The organism is Streptomyces sp. NBC_00984, assembly GCF_045162475.1.
GTDB lineage: Bacteria > Actinomycetota > Actinomycetes > Streptomycetales > Streptomycetaceae > Streptomyces.
In genome coordinates this window covers 4,587,506-4,609,995 of sequence record NZ_CP108734.1, presented here as the reverse complement: position 1 = coordinate 4,609,995, position 22,490 = coordinate 4,587,506, and the positions used below count along the sequence as shown (strand labels likewise).

Annotated in this window: 21 protein-coding genes and 2 tRNA genes; 7 read left to right on the top strand and 16 right to left on the bottom strand. The window is 68.6% G+C overall.

The features are described from left to right. Nucleotides 1-167 precede the first annotated feature (167 nt). Both pknB and OG520_RS20470 read left to right on the top strand, forming a co-directional pair. A complete protein-coding gene (gene pknB, locus OG520_RS20475; RefSeq protein WP_406014101.1) occupies nt 168-2,150 on the top strand; it encodes a Stk1 family PASTA domain-containing Ser/Thr kinase in 1,983 nt (660 codons plus the stop codon). Nucleotides 2,151-2,348: 198 nt separating this feature from the next. Further along, nucleotides 2,349-3,416, top strand: coding sequence for a restriction endonuclease (locus OG520_RS20470; RefSeq protein ID WP_406014100.1), 1,068 nt, complete (start codon nt 2,349-2,351; stop codon nt 3,414-3,416). A gap of 76 nt (nt 3,417-3,492) precedes the next feature. Here OG520_RS20470 and OG520_RS20465 read toward each other — a convergent pair whose 3' ends face one another. The 6 genes from OG520_RS20465 to OG520_RS20440 are packed head-to-tail and all read right to left on the bottom strand — an operon-like array spanning nt 3,493 to nt 8,069. Next, a complete protein-coding gene (locus OG520_RS20465) occupies nt 3,493-4,221 on the bottom strand; it encodes a class E sortase (protein ID WP_399328662.1) in 729 nt (242 codons plus the stop codon). Between the two features lie 27 nt (nt 4,222-4,248). Then, nucleotides 4,249-5,670 (bottom strand): class E sortase, encoded by a 1,422-nt coding sequence (locus OG520_RS20460; protein WP_406014099.1) that lies wholly within the window; start codon nt 5,668-5,670, stop codon nt 4,249-4,251. Beyond that, nucleotides 5,667-6,305: an aminodeoxychorismate/anthranilate synthase component II gene (locus OG520_RS20455; protein WP_072487563.1), complete on the bottom strand. Its 639-nt coding sequence runs from the start codon at nt 6,303-6,305 to the stop codon at nt 5,667-5,669. Before OG520_RS20455 ends, OG520_RS20460 begins: the two co-directional genes overlap by 4 nt. Beyond that, nucleotides 6,302-6,484 carry a hypothetical protein gene (locus tag OG520_RS20450; RefSeq protein ID WP_072487564.1) on the bottom strand — a complete coding sequence of 61 codons (183 nt, stop codon included), beginning with the start codon at nt 6,482-6,484 and terminating at the stop codon, nt 6,302-6,304. The genes OG520_RS20455 and OG520_RS20450 overlap by 4 nt, the downstream gene beginning before the upstream one ends. A gap of 56 nt (nt 6,485-6,540) precedes the next feature. Continuing rightward, nucleotides 6,541-7,275, bottom strand: a complete 735-nt coding sequence (locus OG520_RS20445; RefSeq protein WP_406014098.1) for a class E sortase — start codon at nt 7,273-7,275, stop codon at nt 6,541-6,543. A 26-nt stretch (nt 7,276-7,301) separates the two neighbouring features. Further along, nucleotides 7,302-8,069 carry a DUF881 domain-containing protein gene (locus OG520_RS20440; RefSeq protein ID WP_399328666.1) on the bottom strand — a complete coding sequence of 256 codons (768 nt, stop codon included), beginning with the start codon at nt 8,067-8,069 and terminating at the stop codon, nt 7,302-7,304. 141 nt (nt 8,070-8,210) lie between these two features. Here OG520_RS20440 and crgA point away from each other — a divergent pair, with 141 nt between their 5' ends. Continuing rightward, the gene (gene crgA / locus OG520_RS20435) at nt 8,211-8,465 is read left to right on the top strand and encodes a cell division protein CrgA (RefSeq protein ID WP_093548084.1); all 255 of its coding nucleotides are present in this window, start codon (nt 8,211-8,213) and stop codon (nt 8,463-8,465) included. 329 nt (nt 8,466-8,794) lie between these two features. Here crgA and OG520_RS20430 read toward each other — a convergent pair whose 3' ends face one another. Continuing rightward, nucleotides 8,795-9,697, bottom strand: a complete 903-nt coding sequence (locus OG520_RS20430; protein WP_399328765.1) for a rhomboid family intramembrane serine protease — start codon at nt 9,695-9,697, stop codon at nt 8,795-8,797. A gap of 232 nt (nt 9,698-9,929) precedes the next feature. Then, entirely contained in the window at nt 9,930-10,457 is a 528-nt protein-coding gene (locus OG520_RS20425; RefSeq protein ID WP_399328667.1) for a peptidylprolyl isomerase, read from the bottom strand. 477 nt (nt 10,458-10,934) lie between these two features. On the opposite strand from OG520_RS20425, the gene OG520_RS20420 reads away from it, so the two are divergent. Further along, complete coding sequence (locus OG520_RS20420) at nt 10,935-11,669, top strand: DUF5324 family protein (protein ID WP_399328668.1); 735 nt, start codon at nt 10,935-10,937, stop codon at nt 11,667-11,669. Nucleotides 11,670-11,845: 176 nt separating this feature from the next. Here OG520_RS20420 and OG520_RS20415 read toward each other — a convergent pair. After that, nucleotides 11,846-11,918, bottom strand: a tRNA-Ala gene (locus OG520_RS20415). 170 nt (nt 11,919-12,088) lie between these two features. On the opposite strand from OG520_RS20415, the gene OG520_RS20410 reads away from it, so the two are divergent. Then, entirely contained in the window at nt 12,089-12,637 is a 549-nt protein-coding gene (locus OG520_RS20410) for a helix-turn-helix domain-containing protein (protein ID WP_406014097.1), read from the top strand. Nucleotides 12,638-12,736: 99 nt separating this feature from the next. After that, nucleotides 12,737-14,179: a serine/threonine-protein kinase gene (locus tag OG520_RS20405; protein WP_406014096.1), complete on the top strand. Its 1,443-nt coding sequence runs from the start codon at nt 12,737-12,739 to the stop codon at nt 14,177-14,179. A gap of 48 nt (nt 14,180-14,227) precedes the next feature. On the opposite strand, the gene OG520_RS20400 is transcribed toward OG520_RS20405, so the two are convergent. From OG520_RS20400 to OG520_RS20390, 3 genes are all read right to left on the bottom strand, one after another. Next, on the bottom strand, nt 14,228-15,571 hold the full coding sequence (locus OG520_RS20400; RefSeq protein WP_406014095.1) for a hypothetical protein: 1,344 nt from the start codon (nt 15,569-15,571) through the stop codon (nt 14,228-14,230). Further along, entirely contained in the window at nt 15,571-17,409 is a 1,839-nt protein-coding gene (locus tag OG520_RS20395) for a vWA domain-containing protein (protein ID WP_406016530.1), read from the bottom strand. Before OG520_RS20395 ends, OG520_RS20400 begins: the two co-directional genes overlap by 1 nt. A 233-nt stretch (nt 17,410-17,642) precedes the next feature. Then, nucleotides 17,643-17,777: a DLW-39 family protein gene (locus tag OG520_RS20390; RefSeq protein WP_003958712.1), complete on the bottom strand. Its 135-nt coding sequence runs from the start codon at nt 17,775-17,777 to the stop codon at nt 17,643-17,645. A 308-nt stretch (nt 17,778-18,085) separates the two neighbouring features. Here OG520_RS20390 and OG520_RS20385 point away from each other — a divergent pair, with 308 nt between their 5' ends. Beyond that, a complete protein-coding gene (locus OG520_RS20385; protein ID WP_406014094.1) occupies nt 18,086-18,454 on the top strand; it encodes a DUF6344 domain-containing protein in 369 nt (122 codons plus the stop codon). An 83-nt stretch (nt 18,455-18,537) separates the two neighbouring features. Here the strand turns inward: OG520_RS20385 and OG520_RS20380 are convergent, their stop codons facing one another. The 4 genes from OG520_RS20380 to gyrA form a co-directional block, all read right to left on the bottom strand. Continuing rightward, the gene (locus tag OG520_RS20380) at nt 18,538-18,891 is read right to left on the bottom strand and encodes a hypothetical protein (RefSeq protein ID WP_406014093.1); all 354 of its coding nucleotides are present in this window, start codon (nt 18,889-18,891) and stop codon (nt 18,538-18,540) included. Between the two features lie 97 nt (nt 18,892-18,988). After that, nucleotides 18,989-19,065: transfer RNA gene (locus tag OG520_RS20375), tRNA-Ile, on the bottom strand. Nucleotides 19,066-19,135: 70 nt separating this feature from the next. Beyond that, nucleotides 19,136-19,735 (bottom strand): DUF3566 domain-containing protein, encoded by a 600-nt coding sequence (locus OG520_RS20370; RefSeq protein ID WP_399328673.1) that lies wholly within the window; start codon nt 19,733-19,735, stop codon nt 19,136-19,138. A 93-nt stretch (nt 19,736-19,828) separates the two neighbouring features. Continuing rightward, nucleotides 19,829-22,450 carry a DNA gyrase subunit A gene (gyrA, locus tag OG520_RS20365; protein ID WP_399328674.1) on the bottom strand — a complete coding sequence of 874 codons (2,622 nt, stop codon included), beginning with the start codon at nt 22,448-22,450 and terminating at the stop codon, nt 19,829-19,831. Nucleotides 22,451-22,490: the final 40 nt, after the last annotated feature.

Genomic DNA, 22,490 nt, shown 5'->3' with positions numbered 1-22,490 from the left:
TGCCCATCACATCGGGTGCCATACCTGCACATTGGGATACCGGTCAGATATCAGGTCAGGACTACGGACCGATCAGGTAGTGCGCGGCCGGTAGCGTATGCGCGAGCAGCACACCGCCGGACCGCACACCGGTGCGGTCGGGACTGACGGAGAGGGCTGGAACAGTTATGGAAGAGCCGCGTCGCCTCGGCGGCCGGTACGAGCTGGGCTCGGTGCTCGGCCGTGGTGGCATGGCCGAGGTCTACCTCGCACACGACACCCGGCTCGGCCGCACCGTAGCCGTGAAGACGCTCCGGGCCGATCTGGCCCGCGATCCGTCCTTCCAGGCCCGGTTCCGCCGTGAGGCCCAGTCCGCCGCCTCGCTCAATCACCCGGCGATCGTCGCCGTCTACGACACCGGCGAGGACTACGTCGACGGGGTGTCCATCCCGTACATCGTGATGGAGTACGTCGACGGGTCGACACTCAGGGAACTCCTGCACTCCGGGCGCAAGTTGCTGCCCGAGCGCACCCTTGAGATGACCGTCGGCATCCTCCAGGCGCTGGAGTACTCGCACCGCGCCGGCATCGTCCACCGCGACATCAAGCCGGCGAACGTCATGCTGACGCGCACCGGTCAGGTCAAGGTCATGGACTTCGGCATCGCCCGCGCCATGGGCGACTCCGGAATGACGATGACCCAGACCGCCGCCGTCATCGGCACCGCCCAGTACCTCTCCCCGGAGCAGGCCAAGGGCGAGCAGGTCGACGCGCGTTCCGACCTCTACTCGACCGGCTGCCTGCTCTACGAGCTGCTGACGGTCCGGCCGCCCTTCATCGGGGACTCACCGGTCGCGGTCGCCTACCAGCACGTACGGGAAGAACCGCAGAAGCCCAGCAACTTCGACCCCGAGATCACGCCCGAAATGGACGCGATCGTGTTGAAGGCCCTGGTCAAGGACCCCGACTACCGCTACCAGTCGGCCGACGAGATGCGCGCCGACATCGAGGCCTGCCTCGACGGCCAGCCGGTCGCCGCCACCGCGGCGATGGGTGCGGCCGGTTACGGCGGCTACGACGGATACGGCAACGACCAGCCGACCACCGCACTGCGCGCCGCGGACCAGAACGGCGCGCCCACGTCCATGCTGCCCCCGGTCAACCCGGACGACGGCGGCTACGGCTACGACGACCGCCCGGACCGCCGCCGCCAGAAGAAGAGCAACACCTCGACGATCCTGCTGATCGTCGCGGGCGTCCTGGTGCTGATCGGCGCGGTCCTGATCGGCAAGTCGGTCTTCAGCGACAGCAACAGCGACAACGGCAAGGTCGATGCGCCGAACCTGATCGGCTCGACCGTGAAGGAAGCACAGAAGCTCGCGGAGAATCCCGATGTCGTCCTGAAGATCGGCTCGCGCGAACCGTGCGAGGATCAGCCGAAGGGCAAGATCTGCAGCCAGGCGCCGGCAGTCGGCGAGAAGATGGACAAGAAGGACACCGTCACGGTCGTCGTCTCCACCGGCGCCCCGAAGGTCGATGTCCCGGACGTCATGGAGAAGACCGAGGCGACCGCCCGCAAGGACCTTGAGGACAAGGGCTTCACGGTGAACGTCACCGCGGTCGAGTCCGAGAAGACCGCGGGTACGGTCATCAACCAGGACCCCAAGGGCAACTCGAAGGCCGAGAAGAACTCCGAAGTCACGATCACGGTCGCCAAGCAGGCCACCCAGAAGGTGCCGAACGTCGCGGACCGGGACTACGACGCCGCCGTGGCTCAGCTCAACGGCCTGGGCTTCACGAACGTCTCCAGGACCGACGTCGATTCGGAGAAGCCGGCGAACCAGGTGATCAGCCAGACGCCGCCCCCCGACTCGATGCAGCCGCTGACTGCCCAGATCGTGCTGACGGTCTCGAAGGGCCCGCAGCAGCCGGAACAGACCACGGTTCCCGATCTGCAGGGCAAGACGATCGCGGAGGCGAAGGCCCTGCTCGCCGGGGCGGGTCTGCAGCTCGGCCAGGTGCAGGGGCCGAACGACGACAACGCGAAGGTCGTCGCCTTCCAGCCCAACGCGGGTCAGCCGGTCGACAAGAACAGCGCGGTCAACGTCCAGACCATGCCGGGCGGCGGAAACGGCAACATCTTCGGCGGCCCGTCCGGCTCACACCGCTGACCCGGACACACCGCTCCATCGGGCCCCGGCCGCCACACGGCGACCGGGGCCCTTTGCTGTGTCCGCCACCACGGATCCGTTGCATACCGCACATGTGATCGTAAACCGATCGTGTCTTCATATGTGGTGATTCGTTGATCAGGCGGGGCGGGGCGTCGGGCTCCGGCCGTACATCCGGCTACGCGAAGGGCCAGGAGCATGATCAACGAGGTCGCTCTGGTGGAATCACAAGCACAACGTCAGAGCTTCACCGAGCGGACGGAGGCACTCGACCGAGTAAAGGTGCTGTCCTTGCTGCCGAACGGTCTGCACGTGACCACGGCCATGGTCGCCGCCTACTTCGAGGTCGCGGAAACTGTCATCAACAACCTCCTCAGCCGCCATCGAGAAGAGCTCGAATCGAATGGCCTGCGGGTCATCCGGGGCAATGAGCTGCAGAAATTTAAGAAACTCACTCTGAGTTCCTATCCAGAGAGTTATCCACAGCCTCGTTCGAGCATGGCTCTCTGGCTCCGGCGGACGGTCCTGAACGTCGCCATGCTGCTCCGGGACAGTGACGTCGCACGCCGTGTCCGTACGTACCTGCTCGACCTCGAGCACACCTTCCGGGCACAGCCGACCGTCGTGGACGCCCCGGGGCATGACAGCGACGTCGAGTCACTCGACGCCCGCATCACACGGCTCAGCGAAGAGAGCTTCACCCGTCTCCTCGGCTCCACCGTCGTCCCCATGCTCAGCGCCCTCATCGAAACGTCCGGCGAGCAGCAGCGAGAACTCGTCAGCCTTCGCGAGAACGTCCAGCAGATCGAGCGGCGGCTCGTCCGGCACGATGTCCAGCTGCGGCGCCTCCAGCGGGCACAGGAACGGCGCCCGCTCGTCGGGGTCATGGCCGCCATGGACGCCATGAACTGGCGGGAGTTCGAGCAGCACATCGCCGGACTGCTCCGCCGGGACGACTGCACCGATGTCGAGGTCCACGGCGGGAGCGGCGATCGCGGAGCCGACATCACCGCGTACACCGCCGACGGACGCCGACTGGTCGTCCAGTGCAAGAACTTCGCCCCGTACCGCTCTGTGTGGAGTGGTGAGATGCAGAAGTTCGTCGGCACCAAGACTCTGCACCGGGCAGACGTTGCTGTGTATGTGGCGACCTGCCCGTTCTCCCGCGAGACGCTCGATATCGCGATGCGGGCCGGCGTCACCGCCGTGCACCGCGGCCTCCTGGAGGCCTGGAGCGCGGGCGCGAAGCTGCAGGTGCTCAAGTAGGAGCAGCCGGTCGGAACGACAGGGGCCCGAAGTCGCAAGGATTGGTTGCGACTTCGGGCCCGGATCATCGTATCGGCTAGCGCAGCTCCGCCGGCTTCGTACGGTCCTTGTCCACCTTCTCCGTACGCACCAGCTCGCCCCACACGATGTAGCGGTACTTCGACGTGTAGACCGGCGTGCAGGTCGTCAGCGTGATGTAGCGTCCGGGCTTCTTCGCGCCCGATTCCTTCGGCACGGGCTGCAGAACCTCGACGTTGTACTTCGACGTCTCGGGAAGCTCCTTGAAGACCTTGTAGACGTACCAGGTGTCCTTGGTCTCGAAGACGACCGCGTCCCCGGTCTTCACCTTGTCGATGTTGTGGAACTTGGCACCGTGCCCGTCACGGTGGGCGGCCAGGGTGAAGTTGCCTTTCTTGTCCCACGGAAGCGCCGACTTCACCGGGTCCGTGTAATAGCCCGCGATGCCGTTGTTGAGGTTCTCGGTGTCGGTGCCCTTCTTGACCAGCACCTCGCCGTTCTTCATCGACGGGACGTGGAGGAAGCCGATGCCGTCCTTCGTGTCCAGCGCGCCCGGCCCGCCCGCCCAGCGGTCGCGGACGGTGTGGCCCTGCTTGGTGGCCTCACGATCGGCGAGCACATTCGTCCACCAGAGGGAGTAGACGACGAAGAGCCCCAGCACCAGGCCCGCGGTGATCAGCAGTTCGCCGAAGACACTGATCACGGTCGCGACGGGATGGCGGCCCCTGCGCCGGGGCGGGGGCGCGGATTCGCCGACCCGCTCTTCGTGCTCGGTCCTAGCTGTCACCGCACCCGTCCCTGTCGTGATGATGATTCAGCCCACGAGCGCGTCGGGCTTCCCCTTGCTGCGCGGTCGTTCGTCGACCATCTTGCCCCAGACGATCAAACGGTACGTACTCGTGAATTCCGGCGTACAGGTCGTCAGAGTGATGTACCGGCCCGGCCCGGTGAACCCGGATCCGCGCGGAACCGGATCGATCACCGAGACATTGGACGGCGATGTCTGTGGCAGCGTCCTCGTCGTCTTGTACGTGTAGTACGCGTCCTGTGTCTCGACCACGATCAGGTCGCCGGGGCTCAGCCGGTTGATGTAGCGGAATGGCTCGCCGTGCGTATTGCGGTGACCGGCCAGGGCGAAATTTCCCTGCTTGGCCGACGGCATCGCGGTACGGAGCGCCCCTTCGCCGTAATGACCCACCATGCCCCGGTCGAGGACCTTCTCCTTGCTGATGCCCTCGGCGATCGGAGCGACCACGTCCAGCTTGGGGATGTGGATGATGGCGAATCCCTGCCCCGCTTCGAACACACCAGGATTGCGGTCGCCCTTCGCCCAGTCGTCCTGGATCTTGTGCGTCTCCTTGCCGGCGTACTGGTCGGCGCGCACATTCGTCCACCACAGCTGATAGGTGACGAACAGCAGCATCAGCACGCCGAGCGTGATGAACAGCTCCCCGGTGACCCGGCTGGCCACCACGGCCGGGCTGTCCTTCGCCGCGCGCGCCGCACGCCGTGCCTCGACGCGTGACATCGGCTTGTCGGCCTGTGCGGCGGTCGTCGCCTCGGTGTCCGGCCGCTGGTCGGCTCGGCGGCGCCCCCGCCCCTTGGCGGCGCGACGCCGTTCGGCACGGCCTCCGGTGCGCGGTTCCGGGCCGGTGCCTTCGGGCTCCGTTCCGGGTTCGGCGAAGCTCTCCACGTCGCTCGCCGGATCCGGGTTCGGATTCGGGTTCGGGTTCGAGTCCGGATCCGATTCCGGCCCCGGCGGGGTGTCACCCCGGAGCCGGGGCAGACCGACCGTCTCGTCGCCGAGCGGGAAGGGAAGGGGCACGGGCTGCGCCCGGGGAACGGGCGCAGCCCGTGCGGGCGCCTGCGCGGGCGCCTGCTGCCCGTACCAGTCCCGTTCGAACCCCTCGGGGTCGTACCACTCCCGCGGAGCTCCCCCGGGGCTCTGCACCCCATGTGGCGCCTGCGCCTGCTCCTGCGCCCGAGGCACTGCCCGTGCCTGCGCGTCCGGGGCCCGGTGCTGCCCTTGCCCCGCCCCCGGTGCCTCAGCCGCCTCCGCTGCCTCAGCCGGGTTCCCCGCCCTGAACCACGGCGAGGCGTGCCGCCCCGGCAGCGGGTCGTTCAACGGGTCTGCCAACCGGTCGACCGCCGCCTCGAACGCGCCTGCGGCCTCGTACGCTCCTTGCTCGTACGGGCCATCCTGTCCGGCGTCGTGTTCGGGGCGGAGTGCGGTCACGCGACGGCCTTGCCCACCACCGGCGCGAGCCCCGCCGACCTTGCGACGGCTCCGGTGTCACCGCACTGCGCCAGCCAGTTGGCCAGCATCAGATGCCCGTACTCGGTCAGCACCGACTCCGGATGGAACTGCACGCCCTCCACCGGCAGTTCACGGTGGCGCAGCCCCATGATGATGCCGTCGGCGGTCCGCGCCGTCACCTCCAGCTCCGCCGGGACGGTGTCCGGTTCGGCGGCGAGCGAGTGGTAGCGGGTCGCCGTGAAGGGGGACGGCAGGCCGGCGAAGACCCCCGCTCCCTCATGGGTCACCGGCGAGGTCTTGCCGTGCAGCAGCTCCGGGGCACGGTCCACCACCCCGCCGTACGCCACCGCCATCGACTGCATGCCCAGGCAGACCCCGAAGACCGGGACGCCCGTCGCCGCGCAGTGGCGCACCATCTCGACGCAGACGCCCGCCTGCTCCGGGGTGCCGGGACCGGGCGACAGCAGAACGCCGTCGAAGCCGTCCTGGGCGTGTGCCGTGGTCACCTCGTCGTTGCGCAGCACTTCGCATTCGGCGCCGAGCTGGTAGAGGTACTGGACGAGGTTGAAGACAAAGCTGTCGTAGTTGTCCACGACAAGGATGCGGGCACTCACTGGCCGGCCTCCGTCCCGGTCGAGCCGTCGACCGTCACATCACCGAACGGAAGCAGCGGTTCCGCCCAGGGGAAGACGTACTGGAAGAGCGCGTAGACGACAGCCAGCACCAACACGAGCGAGATGAGCGCACGCACCCATGCGTTGCCCGGCAGATGCCGCCAGATCCAGCCGTACATGCTGTCCCCTCCATTCGGTACGGGACCAGACTAAAGGGCCGGGGCAGAAGCGTGGGTCAGCTGTGGAAAGCTGCCGGCTTGCCTTCGGTCACAGGCTGGGTGGCATCGAGGTGCGCCCAGGCGATCAGCCGGTGGCTGCTGCCCCATTCGGGGTCGCAGGTGGTCAGCGTCAGATAGCGGCCCGGCCCGTCGAAGCCGGACTTCCGGGGGACGGGGTCGATGACCCCGATGTCGCTCGGTACCGTCCGGTAGGGCTTCTTGTCGATGCGGTACGTGAACCACGTCGTCCCGTCCGTCAGCACCACCGCGTCTCCCGGGCGCAGCTTCGGGAAGTCCTTGAACGGATCCCCGTAGGTACGGCGGTGTCCGGCCACCGCGAAATTGCCGCTCGCACCGAGGCGGGCGGTCCCCGTGTAGTGACCGAGGCCCTTCTGCAAGGTCCTGACCTCGGTGTTCTCCAGGACGGGCCACTCCCAGCCCTTGCCGAAGCGGGGTATGTACAGCATCGCGAACGGCTTGCCGTCCTGGTACGCGGCGGGGGCGGGAGGCTCCTTCGATGCCTTTGATGCCTTTGATGCCTTCGAGGACTTCGATGTCGGGGAGGCCTGCGGCGCGGGTGCGGACACCGTCCCCTGTGCCCACCGGCTGCGCAGGGAGTCGATCTGCCCCTCGGCCGCGTCGGCCGCCTTCACCCCGGTCCAGAACAGCACGTACACCACAAAGAGCACGATCAGGGCGCCGATGGTGATGCAGAGTTCGCTGAACGTCCTGACGATCAGTCGCACCGACACCTGGCCGGCCTCCCCACAGCCGCTCGCTACTTCACGGGCTCCGCATAGTGGAGGTCCACTGTGCCCGAGTAACCGGGAAGAGTCACCGCCTCGTGCTCGTCGACTTTCCAGCCGAGCCCGTACGCCTTCACGTACAGCAGGTAGTTGCTGATCGCCGGGGAATTGTTGAGCGCCTGCTTGAGCTTGCCCGGGTCGCCGACCGCGGTGATCTTGTACGGCGGGGAGTAGACCCGGCCCTGGAGAATCAGGGTGTTGCCGACGCAGCGCACCGCGCTGGTGGAGATCAGCCGCTGGTCCATGACCTGGATGCCCCGGGCACCGCCCTGCCAGAGGGCATTGACGACCGCCTGCAGGTCCTGCTGGTGAATGACCAGGTCATTGGGTTGCGGGTCGGGGTAGCCGGGGTTGGCGGTGGCATTGGGCGGGGCGTCATTGAGAGTGACGCTCACCGACCGGCCGGTGAGCTTCGTGGTGCCGCCGGCCCGCTCCAGCTCCTTGAGCCGGGCGTCCTCCGCCTTGGTGCTGCCGTCGTCGCGCCGGACGAGGGCGTCGACGTCCTCGCGCACGGCCGCGTTGGTCTCGTCCAGCTGGGCGTTCTTGTTGCTGCGCTGCTGAATGAGATCGGAGAGCTTCAGCAGCGAGGAGTCGGTGCGGATATTGGTGCCCTTGGCCGTGTTGGCACTGGTGACGAAGATCAGTCCTGCGAGGGCGAAGACGGCAGCGGTCAGCACGCGGGCCGGGTGCCGGAAGGTGCGCCGGACCGGGCCTTGGGGGGAGTCGGCAGAATTGCTCAACGTACCCTTATCTCCTTCGGCGCCAGGGAAGCACTACGCTAACGGACGCCCGGGGGGAGGCAGTATTCCCCTCGAGCCCCGCCCCGGCGCCAGCCACAGTTCCCTGCGCGGTCACGCAGCGCATCGACAGGAGAGTTCCTCGTGCCGAAGTCACGTATCCGCAAGAAGGCCGACTTCACGCCTCCTCCGGCGAAGCAGGCAACCAACATAAAGCTGACCAGCCGCAGCTGGGTGGCGCCGGTGATGCTGGCGCTCTTCCTGATCGGTCTGGCCTGGATCGTCGTTTTCTATGTGACCGACGGCGATCTGCCGATCAAGGACCTGGGGAACTGGAACATCGTCGTCGGCTTCGGCTTCATCGCCGGCGGCTTCGGTGTCTCCACGCAGTGGAAGTAGCACCGCAGCAGCAGTAGCACCCCGGTGGAAGCAGAACCGCGGCGCTCCTGGTGGCACAGCGGGGCCCCGTCCCGCAAGCCTTGCCCCGAGTTACCCACAGCGTTATCCACAGGCAGGGGAAAAGGTCAGACGATCTGTGGATAACTCCCTGGCGGTTGACGCCGATGTGACTGCAGCCTCCCCCATCGGGGGATGGCACGCCCCTTGTCCCGACTGGAAAAACCCAGCTCAGCGACAAGGGGCACAGTTGTTCCCACAGAATGCACAAGATCCGGCACCCGCTGTGGACAACTACGACTGTGGACAACCGACCCGGGTGCCACGTCCGCTCAGGTCAGCGCGGCAGTTCTGGCGACGACCACGAGAATCACGGCCGCCAGGACCAGGGCGCTGGTGCCGTACTGCACCAGCGCGCGCCGCTCGCGGGGTGCGTGCACCATGCCGATCGCGATCAACGTGCCCGCGATCAGGCCGCCGACATGTGCCTGCCAGGCGATTCCGCCCCAGGGGTTGAAGGTGATGACCAGGTTCACCGCGAGGAGCGCGAGGACCGGACGCATGTCGTAGTTGAGCCGGCGCAGGAGCACGGCGGTGGCGCCCAGCAGCCCGAAGATCGCCCCGGAGGCTCCGAGCGAACCCTGCACGGGCACGGAGAGCCAGTAGGTGAGGGCGCTGCCGGCCAGGCCGGAGATCATGTAGAGCGTGAGGTAGCGGGCACGGCCGAGCGCCGATTCCAGCGGCCCGCCGAGCCACCACAGCCCCAGCATGTTGAACGCGATGTGCCACACCTCCTGGTGCAGGAACATCGACGTCACCAGTCGGTACCACTGGCCCTCCGCGACGCCTTCGAGCGGACCGCCGTAGTGGGTCGTGGCGCGGCCGATCAGCATCAGCTCGTCGACCAGCGCGGTGCCCCTCGCCAGCACTGCGATGTACACGGCGACATTGATACCGAGAAGGATCTTGGTGACGAGGCGGGGATCAGCGGTGACGCTGCCGCCCGCGACAGTGCGCGGCTGATTGGCGGCCGGCCCGTGTCCCGTACCCGATCCCTGACGGACGCAGTCCGGGCACTGGAAGCCGACCGAGGCGTCGATCATGCACTCGGGGCAGATCGGGCGCTCGCAGCGGGTGCAGCGGATGTTCGCTTCGCGACCGGGGTGGCGGTAGCAGCTGAGCGAGCCGTCCGCGGCGGCGGACCGGTCCGTGCCTCCCGGCGGCTGCTGGTCCATCGGTCCCATCGCTTCCCGGTCCCTTCGGTCCTCGTCATGGCGGGCACGACACGCACAACGCCGCCCTGCTCGTCCGCTATGTATCAGTACGGACGGGCAGGGCGGTTGGTTCCCGAACGGGAAATCAGTGTGTGATCAGTCGATGACCACAGGTGATCATCGGGGTTCTCGGCTGATCAACGGGTCCTCGGCTGATCAACGAGTCTTCAGGTGATCAACGGGTCCCGATGACTCAACGGGTCTCGATGGCGACCGACTCGATCACGACGTCCTGCACCGGGCGGTCGGTGCGAGCGTTGGTCTGGGTGGCGGCGATGGCGTCCACGACCTTCTTGCTGGCGGAGTCGGTGACCTCGCCGAAGATGGTGTGCTTGCCGGTCAGCCAGGCGGTCGGCGAAACGGTCACGAAGAACTGCGAGCCATTGGTGCCCGGACCGGCGTTGGCCATGGCCAGCAGGTACGGCTTGGTGAAGGCGAGGTCGGGGTGGAACTCGTCCGCGAACTCGTACCCCGGGCCACCGGTGCCGTTGCCGAGCGGGTCGCCGCCCTGGATCATGAAGCCGCTGATGACCCGGTGGAAGACGGTGCCGTCGTACAGCTTGTCCGTCGACTTCTTACCGGTCTCGGGGTGCGTCCACTCACGCTCGCCCTTGGCGAGCTCGACGAAGTTCTTGACCGTCTTGGGCGCGTGGTTCGGCAGAAGCCGGATCTCGATGTCGCCCTGGTTGGTCTTCAAGGTGGCGTAAAGCTCCTCGGCCACGATCTGCCTTCCGTAAGTCTTCGGTGATGTTGAGTCCTCAGTGACGTTCACCAAGGTCTCAGTGACATTCACCAAGTCTTCAGTGACGCTCACCGATCCTCGCACGGGCCGTGCGCTCAGGCGCCCGGCCGCTACCGGCGAAGGCGTGGCGTCACCTCCCTGCCCCATTCCGCGCCCCCATTTCCGCGCCTCGCACGCCGTCGCAACCCGCGCCCGCCCGCATCCCCGCCGGTCCGCTTCCCGTGCCGCTCCCTGCAGGAACAAATGCGGCCAAGTGCGTGACGAAGCGGCGCGGGCTGGAGCGAACCGTGGCATTGTCGTCGGCAAGCTCCCCTTGCACCGCATTGCCCGAAGACATCACTCATGACCTGAATGACCCGGATGCCCACCCCGCATGCCATACGGGACTCCGGCAGGCATGATCTCGAAATGGGTGGAAAGGCGGAGTGTCTACCCGCCACCAAGGAGGAGGATCCCGTGACCCGCATCGACAGCGTGCGCGCCGCAACCGACTCGGCGAAGGACAGCGTGCAGCACGCCGCGGAAGTGGTGGCGCCCTACGCCGACACGGCCAAGGACCAGGCCGCACATCTTGCGTACGAGGCCCGCACGCGGCTCGCGCCGAAGGTGTCCAAGGCGGCCCAGCAAGCCCGCGTCCAATACGACGCGCATCTGGCACCACGTATCGAACTGGCCCTCACCCATGTGCCGCCCAAGGTCGACGAGGTCGGCCGGCGCGCCGCGCACCGCACCCGCCGGGCGGCCCGTACCGCCGCGGACTACACGGTGCCGCGGGTCGAGCACGCGATGGCCGTCGCCCAGCCCATGGCCGAGGAGGCCTCGGCCCGCAGCGCCGCCGCGCTGGCCGCGCTGCGCGGGCAGGTCACGGCGGCGGAGATCCGGCAGCTGGCCAGGAAGCACGAGCGGCGGGCGAAGGCCGGGCGGCTGCTCAAGGGACTCGTCGTGGTCGGCATCGTGGCGGGCGGCGCCTACGCCGCCTGGCGGTGGTGGGACAAGCAGGCCAACCCCGACTGGCTGGTCGAACCGCCCGCTGCCACGGAGGTCTCCGACCGTGCGCCGCTGACCTCGGTCGACGGCAGCGGCCCCGCCCCGCTGGACCCCGAGGTCCGGGCCAAGCAGGCCGAGTCGGAGGCCGACGGGTCGGACGGCCAGGAGGGTGTGGACGGTACCGGACCGGACGACCGCCGCTGAGCCGGTCCCCGAACGACGAACCCGCGCCGGAAGACATCGTGGCCTTCCAGCGCGGGTTCCGTTTTCCCTGCCGCCCGGCCGCTTCCCTCGCTGCTCCCCGCCATGCCCTCACGGCGCACGGCAGCACGCAAAACCCCCTCCGACCGCGTTCGTGCCGGTCAGAGGGGGTTGATGGGTGGAGCCTAGGAGATTCGAACTCCTGACATCTGCCTTGCAAAGGCAGCGCTCTACCAACTGAGCTAAGGCCCCGAAAAACGGACAGCCCCAGACGCTTCTGCGTCCTGGCCACCGCCGCAGACCAGAGTACCGGGTACTCCCCGGAATCCTGCAAAAAGATGGGGGCTCCCGGTCGGCGACCACTCTCCGTAAGATGCTCGACGAGGTTCGCAGCAGCGAAGCCGCAGCGAAGGGGAGACGCCATGGACGCAGCGCAGCAAGAGGCAACGGCAAGGGCCAGAGAGCTTCAGCGCAGTTGGTACGGGGAGCCTCTCGGTGCGCTCTTCCGCCGGCTGATCGATGATCTCGGCCTGAACCAGGCCCGGCTCGCCGCCGTCCTCGGGCTGTCCGCCCCCATGCTCTCCCAGCTGATGAGCGGCCAGCGGGCGAAGATCGGCAACCCCGCGGTCGTCCAGCGCGTCCAGGCGCTCCAGGAGCTGGCCGGACAGGTCGCGGACGGCAGCGTCAGCGCGGGCGAGGCCACCGACCGCATGGAAGAGATCAAGAAGTCCCAGGGCGGCTCCGTCCTCACCGGCACCGGACAGACCTCGACCACCGGCGGCGCCCCCACCGTCCGGCGCGTGGTCCGCGAGATCCAGTCGCTGCTGCGGTCGGTCGCGGCCGCCGGTGACATCATCGATGCCGCCGACGCCCTCGCCCCGACCCACCCGGAACTGGCAGAGTTCCTCCGGGTGTACGGCGCAGGGCGCACCGCGGACGCGGTGGCGCACTACGAGGGACACCAGGGCTAGCTTTCGCTGGATCGGGCCGGACACCACCCCCGAAGCCGGCCGTGGGCCGAAACAGGAACGCCGTGGACCGAAATAGGAACTGGGAGCGGGCGCAGCACAATGGGTGAGGTCTTCGCCGGTCGGTACGAACTGATCGATCCGATCGGACGTGGTGGGGTCGGCGCCGTCTGGCGGGCCTGGGACCACCGGCGCCGCCGCTATGTGGCGGCCAAGGTCCTCCAGCAGAGCGACGCGCACACGCTGTTGCGCTTCGTCCGTGAGCAGGCGCTGCGGATCGAGCATCCGCATGTGCTGGCGCCCGCCAGTTGGGCGGCGGACGACGACAAGGTCCTGTTCACCATGGATCTGGTGAGCGGCGGTTCGCTGGCGCATGTCATCGGCGACTACGGACCGTTGCCGCCCCGTTTCGTCTGCACGCTCCTCGACCAGCTGCTGTCGGGGCTGTCCACGGTGCATGCGGAGGGTGTGGTGCACCGGGACATCAAGCCGGCCAACATCCTGATGGAGGCGACCGGTACCGGACGACCGCATCTGCGGCTGTCCGACTTCGGTATCTCCATGCGCAAGGGAGAGCCGCGCCTCACCGAGACCAACTACGTGGTGGGAACGCCCGGTTATTTCGCGCCCGAGCAAATGATGGGCGCGGAACCCGATTTCCCCGCGGACCTGTTCGCGGTCGGCCTCGTCGCGCTGTATCTGCTCCAGGGCAAGAAGCCCGACGCGCAGGCGATCGTCGAGCACTTCGCCTCGTACGGCACGCCCGCCGCACCGGAGGGGATCCCCGAGCCGTTGTGGCAGGTCCTCGCGGGACTGCTGCAGCCGGATCCGCAGGCCCGGTTCCGTACGGCCACGGGTGCGCGCAAGGCGCTGACGGCCGCGGTCGAGATGCTGCCGGAGCCCGGAGCCGAGGACGAGCCGGTCGAGGTCTTCGACCAAATCGGGCCGCTGCCCACCGGGTTCGGCCCCTCGGGACCGATCACGGCTCCCGTTCAGAACGCGCAGAACGCCCAGAACGCCCAGGACGCCCAGCCGGGACAGCCGGGACAGCCGGAACAGCCGGAACAGCAGGGCCAACCAAGCCAGCCGGCGGCCCAGCAGCCCGTGCAGCAGCCGTACACCCAGCCGCCGGTGCCGATGTCGGAGACGGGCAGCTTCCACCTCCCGCCGCCTCCACAGCAGGCCGCGCCGTCGCCCCAGCAGGCTCAGCCGGTCGCGCCGCATTCTCCGCTCCCGGCGCACACGGCGCACTCGGCGCCCCCGTACGCCGCTCCCGTCCCCGCTCCCGCGCCGGATCCCTCACAGGCGCCCACGTCCGCCGTGCAGCACGAACCGGCTCTCACCCGCGCGTACACCGTCGGGCAGCCGCGGACTCCCGCGCCCGGCGCGGAGGTTCCCCCGCACGGCCCGGCGGTCGCTCCGGCGGTCGCTCCGGCGCGCGCCCCGCAGAGACATCCGGGACCGTCCCCGAAGGTGGCGGTCCCGGTGCTGCTGGTGGCGCTGGTCTGTTTCGCGGTGGGCATCTGGGCGCTGACCCAGAGCTGAGCCCGGTCGGCCGAGCCCCTGCTGCAAGGGGCTCGGGTTCCGGCCCGGCTACCAGGCCTGCGGCGGGCCTCCGTACGACTGCTCGCCGCCGGACGGTCCCGCCGGGGCGGTGCTCGCGCGGCGCCGGGCCAGCAGCGTCCACACCCCGAGCCCGAGCACCAGCACCGAACCCGCGCCGATCCCGGCCGCGCCGACCGTCTTCATCGTGCCGCTCCTGGCCGCCTGCGGGCCGCTCTGGCCGCTCTTCGCCATGTCCTTGTCGTCCTGCGTGACCGAGAAGGCCCCGGCGTCCCCCGTGTACGGCGAATTCCGCGCCTTCCCCTCGACCTTGACCTTGAGGGTCAGCGGAATCGCCTTGTTGCCGTACGACTTCGCAATCGCCGGGCTGAGCGTCACCGACAGGTAGTACCAGCCGGCGAATCGCATCGCGCTGACGCTGCCCGTGGAGTCGTAGCGGTTCTCGTACGCCACCGGGGGCAACGGATCCAGCGACACGGACGCGGGCTTGCCGGAGTACGACAGCGGCGTCGCGGAGTCGACGTGGCCGTGCGCCGGATTGTCCAGGGACATCGCGAGCGCGCTGCCGATGAATTCGTCCGAGGCGTTGTTGTTGCTCAGGTCCGCGGTGGCGAAGATCTGCTGGCCCCAGTCCACCGGCACCCGGTAGAAGAGGGTCTGCCCCGGCTTGATGCCGCCCTTTTCCTGCCACTCGCCGGTCTCCAGACCGGTCGCGTCGTAGTAGCTGGTGCCGCCCGATCGCTTCTGCGGGGCGGTCGTGGGCGGCGTGGGCGAGGCGGACGGCCAGTTCTCCGGCGCGTCGGTCGGCATCGAACCGGCCGACTTCAGCTGCGGTTCGGACTCGTAGCGCAGCTCCAGGTCCCACTCGTCGGGCGCCGAGGTCTCCTTGCTCTCCCGCTCGATCAGGACGTTGTACGTACCGGCCTCCTGGCAGGTGCTGCTGCCCTTCTCCATGATCCGGTAGGCGTATGTGGCGATCGGACGCGGGAACTCCGCCGACTCGAACCGCGCGTCCTGCGAACTGCACTGCATGTCCGTGCTGTCGCGGATGCTGACCGTGATGCCGTCCCCGTAGGCGACCTGACCGCCGCCCCTGGGCACGGCCACCGCGGAGACGTACGCGTTCGTCCTCGCGTCGAGGTTGAGGCGGTAGTAGAGCTTCTCGCCGGGCTTGATCGAGCTCTTGTAGACCGATCCGGGTGTCAGCGCCGACGCCTCGGTGCTGACCTCCGTGCCGACGACCTTCTCCGCCCCGGGGTCGAAGGTGTACGCGGCGGGCTCCCCGGCCGCGAACGCCTGCCCCGGCAGCGCCGCCGCCGCGCACATCGCCGCGACCGCGGCCAGCGCCACCCGGCCCCTGTTGCGCTGCCTCATCACGCGCTTCCCCTCGTCGTCTGTGCGGCCCGCCCGCGACGCCCGCGTACGAACACGAGCCCCGCGATCACCACCACCACGGCGCCCGCCCCGGCAGCGGCCGCAATGCCGGTCCATCCTGCCCCGCCCGTACCGCTGCTGTCTTCGACCCTGATCGAATTGCCCTTCTTGTCCGCCTTCTTGGTGGCGGCGGGAGCATGGTGCTCGGGACCGGCCAGCTCGTCGCCGAGGACCGACACCCGCAGCACCACACCGATCTGCGGGTTCTCCGCGATGTCCGCCGCCCGCGCCCCCAGCGTCACCGAGATGTAGAAGTCGCCCCCGGCGTGCACGGGCCGGACATGGGCGCCGTTCTCGTAGCGATTGCTCCAGGCGACCGGCACGCCGCCCATCCGGACCGACGAAGGGCGGCCGCTGTACAGGGTCGTCGGGGTGAACTCGCCGCCTCCGGTGAGCGGGAACCGGGCGGGTGTGAACAGCTGCGTCGCCCCGTACGAGTACGTGGATCCGCCGCGCTCCACCGTGGGCTCGTTCGCGAACTCCACGTCGTAGCGCACCTGCTGGCCCCAGCCGGCCGGGACCTTGTACCAGAGGGTCTGCGACGGAAGGATCCGGTCGCGCCACACGCCCGGGGCGATCTTCTCGGCGTCGTTGAAGCCGGTGCCGCCCCGTACGTCGCGGGGGTCGCCGGAGGGAGGCACGGCGTCCTCGCCGCCCTTGCCGTACTCCGGCTGCGACTGCGCGGGCGTGACGCCCTTCGCCAGCGGCGCCTCCACCCCGTGGACGAGTTCGAGCGGCCAACGCGCCGCGTCGGAGCCCTTCTTGCTCTCCCGCTCGACCACCAGCCAGTACCGCCCCGCCCGGTCGCAGGGACCGGTGCCCCGCGCGGTGGGGATACGGGCGATCGCCGAGGTCAGCGGGGCCGCTCCCTCCTTCTGGGAGAAGTGCGCGGCCTCCGAGCCGCAGGAACCGCCGGTGCCGTACGCGATGCCGGTGCGCAGCGCGTCGAAGGTGTCGACGGCCGCCCCGGGCTGCGGCACGGCCGTGGCCGAGAAGTCCGCCGTCGAGGCGGCGTCCAGGTCGACGGCGTAGTACCGCTTCTCACCCGGCCCGATGGTGTCGAGATACTGCCCGGCTCCGAGCACGGGCGCCCCCGCGCTCGTCGCCGTGCCCGCGATCCGCTCGCCCCGGAACCGGTAGCCGTCCGCGGAGAGTTGGGACGCCCGCTGCAACTGCCTGGCCAACGAATCGGCGTCCGGTGCGTCGTAGTAGCGGCCGTTGCCCGCCGCCGCGACGCATTCGAGCTGCTCGCGGGCCGCGCCCTTCACCTGGAAGCCCACGGTGTCGATCCGCAGCCCGATCTCCTCCTTGCCGAGCTGCTCGGCGACCTCGCAGGGCCGTGGCGTACCGCAGTTGTCCTCGCCGTCGGAGACCAGCAGGATCGTGCGCGTACCGATGGCACCGCCCGACGGCCGCGGAAGGTCCTCGGCGGCCTTCCGCAGCGACAGGCCGATGGGAGTGTCGCCCCTGGGCCGTACGGCCGCCACGGCGCGCTTCACGGCCGTACGGTCGAGCCCGCGCACCGGCCTCACCAGCATGGTGTCCGCGCAGCCCCGGGCGCGGTCGGCGCCGTACACCCGCAGTCCGGTCGGATACCCGTCGGGAAGGCCGTCGACGACGGTCCCGACGGCCGTACGGGCACTCTCCATCCGGGTGTGCCCCGTCCCGTCGTCGTCCGCCATGGAGCCGGACGAGTCGAGGACCATGATCAGGCTGCCGTTCGAGCCGGCTCCGGATGCTCCGGGCGCGGTGTCCGCGGGCGCCGCCGCGGCCGGCATCGCGCCCGCCACCAGGGCGAGCAGCGCCCCGCCGATCCATGCCCCCGCGCCTGCGGTACGGCGGTGGTGGTCCCGTGCCTTCACCCGCGCCCCCTCGACCAAAACCCGGCTGTTTTGCTCAAGCAACGTATTGATTTGCTCGGGTGAACTCAAGAGCACGGCCGTCACGGTCCCGCAACAGCACGAAGCCCCGGCCGCTCAGCGACCGGGGCCCGCAATCAGGCTGTTCTGTCTCACACACCCGAACCTGCGGGCACGGAGTCAGTCGCCTCCGTCCACAGATCCTGCTCGGCGCGATCCGCCTGGATCTGGCGGTACACGAGGAGCCCGCCGATGGCGGCCAGTGCGACCAGGAGAAGCTTCTTCACCGCGCGACCTCGTCTTTCCTTGACGTAGGGGACTTCTGCCGCCCGACTATACACACCGGCCGATATCAACCGGTGACCTGCCTGCGACCCAACTGGCGCCCGGGGAAAAGCGATCGTCCGAGGATCGTTCCGCCCGGCGGATCCGGCCCCGTCCCGCGGTCCGGAACAAGCCCGTCAGGACCGGTTGAACCATACGAGTGGTGTTCATCCGAAGATCGGCGGATCGGTGGCGTCGGTCCATGAAATCGCGAGCCACATCCACATCATCAGAAAGGTAAGCAAACCGGACCACCCGAAAGCGAGGGGCCATGAGCACCTTCAAGCCCAAGAGCATCTGGACCGCCTTCGTCACCGCCTTCTTCGCACTGCTCGCCGCGCTGGGGCTCATGAGCACCCCGGCGACGGCCACGGAGCAGAGCGCCACGGAGCCGACCACCACGACCCAGGAGCACATGGGTGCGACCGCGGCAACCGCGACCACCCCGTCGGTGCGATGGACCCTTCCGCGCGACAGGGCGCTGCCACCCACGATGAAGCAGCGCATCCGCGCCGAGGCGCACGGCTCCTCACCCGCGACCCGTCATCTGTCCGTCGACAACACGGCCACCGACACCAGGAACCCCGCCCGCAGCCCCCACGGGGCCCCGGCGGGGGACACGTCCCTCCTGCCGCCCTGAGAGCCGCTCAACTGACGCACCGAGCCCCCGGACCGGTTCACACCGGACGGGGGCTTCTCCGTGCCCTCCAGCGGCTCTCCCGCCTACTGGAGCCAGCGTTGCGCCGCCTCGACGCTGTCCCCCGCGTTGGTGTTGAACGCGATGGCGGCCCCGGGCGCATGGCGGCGGATCAGATTCACGATCTGCTCGAAGAGCGGGAACAACTGCTCGGTCTTGCGGATCCCGCCCCCGACGACGACCACGTCCCACGGACGCTCGGCCAGCGACGCGACGATCGCGGGTTCGGCCGACTCGTCGAAGACGACCAGCGTCATGGCCGCTTCGATACCGAGCTCGCCGAACCGCCTCACCTCCTCGGCGAGGGTCGCGCGAACGACCTCCGCGTCGACGCCGGGCAGTGCCTGTGGGTCGTAACCGACAACAAGTACGGAAGACATGCGGCCAAGCTACTGACGCCGGCCGCACACGTCAGCCGCGTACATCAGCCGTACATGCCGAAGGCCCCCCACCGTTTCCGGTGAGGGGCCTTCGTGCTGGTGGGGCTAACAGGATTTGAACCTGTGGCCTCATCCTTATCAGGGATGCGCTCTAACCAACTGAGCTATAGCCCCGCCGCGCTCTGCGCTGACTTCTGAAGATTAGCGCACGTCGGGGCCAGTCCCAAAATCGATACCCGGCGTCCTACTCGTCCTCGGCCAGCGTGAGCTCGATACCACCCACGAAACCCGCCGACAAGTTGTAGATGAAGGAGCCCAGCGTCGCCAGCGCGGTCGCCAGAACCACGTCGATCACCGCGATGACCGAAGTGAAGATGAGAACCCTCGGCAGCGACAGGAACGACTGGAGATCGAAGCCGTTGCTGTCGTTCGACCCGGTGGCCTCGCTGATCGTTCCGCCCACGGTCTCGAAGACGCCCATCGCGTCCATCACTATCCACAGCACCGCGGAAGCGACCACCGTGCAGATGCCGAGCGCGATGGAGAGCAGGAAGCTGACCTTCATCACCGACCACGGATCGGCCTTGGCCACCCGCAGCCGCGCCTTGCGGGTACGCGGAGTCGTCCGCGCCCCCGTCCGCGGCCGCCTGGCCGCCTGCGCGGCGTCGGCGCCCTGCGCACCGCCCTGCGGCCGGCCGCCCTGGGTCCCGCCGGCGGGCGAGGGATACGCCTGCGGCGGGTGGTACGGCCCGCTCGCCTGCCCCGGTGCGGGCTCGCGCTCACCGGGCAACGGCCCGGTCGCATAGCCCTCGTACTGGGGCTGAGGCCCCCGGGTGTCCGTCACAGTGCCCCCTTGGGAGTCCGTGGCAGGGCCACGGGCACCGTTCGCTCCTGCTCCGGAAGCGGCCGAACCGGCGCCCGTGGCTCCACTCACGCTCTACTCCTCGTGCTCCCCGGCCGAAGGCGAGGTGCCTTCGACATTGCCCTCGACCGTGCTCTCGGCACCCTCTGCCGTCGCGGCCTCGGCGTCCTCGGACCCCTCGACCTCTTCGGCCTCACGACCGGCTTCGGCGTTACGGGCAATACCGACGACGGCATCGCGCTTGCCCAGATTGATCAGTTGGACGCCCATGGTGTCACGGCCCGTCTCCCTGACTTCATTGACTCGCGTACGAATCACACCGCCGCCGAGCGTGATGGCGAGGATCTCATCCGTCTCCTCGACCACCAGCGCGCCGACCAGCGAGCCCCGGTCCTCCACGATCTTGGCAGCCTTGATGCCCAGACCGCCACGGCCCTGAACCCGGTACTCGTCGACAGGAGTCCGCTTCGCGTACCCACCGTCGGTGGCAGTGAACACGAACGTACCCGGCCGGACAACATTCATCGACAGCAGCTCGTCTCCCTCGCGGAAACTCATGCCCTTGACACCCGAGGTGGCACGGCCCATCGGGCGCAGCGCATCGTCCGTCGCGGTGAATCTGATCGACTGGGCCTTCTTGCTGATGAGCAGCAGGTCGTCCTCGGCCGAGACCAGCTCCGCGCCGATCAGCTCGTCGTCCGAGCCGTCCCCCGTCTCCCGGAGGTTGATGGCGATGACACCGCCCGAACGCGGGGAGTCGTAGTCCTTCAGCGCGGTCTTCTTCACCAGACCGCCCTTCGTGGCCAGGATCAGATACGGCGCGGCCTCGTAGTCACGGATCGCCAGGATCTGGGCGATCTGCTCGTCCGGCTGGAAGGCCAGCAGATTGGCGACATGCTGACCGCGGGCGTCACGGCCGGCGTCCGGGAGCTCGTACGCCTTCGCCCGGTACACCCGGCCCTTGTTCGTGAAGAACAGCAGCCAGTGGTGCGTCGTCGACACGAAGAAGTGGTCGACGATGTCGTCTTCCTTGAGCTTCGTACCGCGCACGCCCTTGCCGCCGCGCTTCTGCGAGCGGTAGTCGTCCGTCTTCGTGCGCTTCACATAGCCGCCGCGCGAGATCGTGACGACGATGTCCTCCTCGGCGATCAGGTCCTCGATGGACATGTCACCGTCGAAGGGCACCAGCTTGGAACGCCGGTCGTCGCCGAACTTGTCGACGATCGCCGCCAGCTCCTCGCTGACGATCTTCCGCTGCCGCTCCGGCGACACCAGGATCGCGTTGTACTCGTTGATCTTCGCCTGGAGCTCGTCGTGCTCGGCCGTGATCTTCTGGTGCTCCAGCGCGGCCAGCCGGCGCAGCTGCATCTCCAGGATCGCGTTGGCCTGGATCTCGTCGATCTCCAGCAGGCCCATCAGGCCCTCACGCGCGATCTCCACGGTGTTGCTGCGCCGGATGAGGGCGATGACCTCGTCGATGGCGTCCAGGGCCTTGAGGAGGCCACGCAGGATGTGCGCCCGCTCCTCCGCCTTGCGCAGACGGAACTTCGTACGCCGGACGATGACCTCGATCTGGTGCGTCACCCAGTGGCGGATGAACGCGTCGATCGAGAGGGTGCGCGGCACACCGTCGACCAGCGCCAGCATGTTGGCGCCGAAGTTGGTCTGCAGATCGGTGTGCTTGTACAGGTTGTTCAGAACGACCTTGGCGACCGCGTCCCGCTTCAGCACGACGACCAGGCGCTGACCCGTACGCGACGAGGTCTCGTCACGGACGTCCGCGATCCCGCCGACCTTGCCGTCCTTCACCAGGTCGGCGATCTTCTGCGCCAGATTGTCGGGGTTGGTCTGGTACGGAAGCTCCGTGACGACCAGGCACTGCCGGTTCTGGATCTCCTCGACCGCGACGACCGCGCGCATCGTGATCGAGCCACGGCCGGTGCGGTACGCCTCCTCGATGCCCTTGCGGCCCACGACGAGCGCGCCCGTCGGGAAGTCGGGGCCCTTGATCCGCTCGATCAGCGCTTCCAGAAGGTCCTCCTGCGAGGCCTCCGGGTGCTCCAGGTACCACTGCGCACCGGCCGCGACCTCGCGCAGGTTGTGCGGCGGGATGTTGGTCGCCATACCGACCGCGATGCCCGCCGAACCGTTGACCAGCAGGTTCGGGAACCGCGCCGGCAGAACCGTCGGCTCCTGGTTGCGGCCGTCGTAGTTGTCCTGGAAGTCGACGGTCTCCTCGTCGATGTCCCGGACCATCTCCATGGACAGCGGCATCATCTTGCACTCGGTGTACCGCATGGCGGCGGCCGGGTCGTTGCCCGGAGAACCGAAGTTGCCGTTGGAGTCCACCAGCGGCATGCGCATCGACCACGGCTGCGCCAGGCGCACCAGTGCGTCGTAGATCGACGAGTCACCGTGCGGGTGGTACGTACCCATGACGTCACCGACGACACGGGCGCACTTGTAGAAGCCCTTCTCGGGCCGGTAGCCGCCGTCGTACATCGCGTACAGCACCCGGCGGTGCACGGGCTTGAGACCGTCCCGCACGTCCGGCAGCGCACGCGAGACGATGACGGACATCGCGTAGTCGAGGTAGGAGCGCTGCATCTCCGTCTCGAGCCCGACGGGCTCGACACGCATGCCCACACCGGCGGCGGGCTCCTCTTCAGGTGTCACAGGGGTGTTCTCGTCGGCCATTGCTGGTCAAAGTCCTTTCGAGCGGCGGCTTGCTGGTACG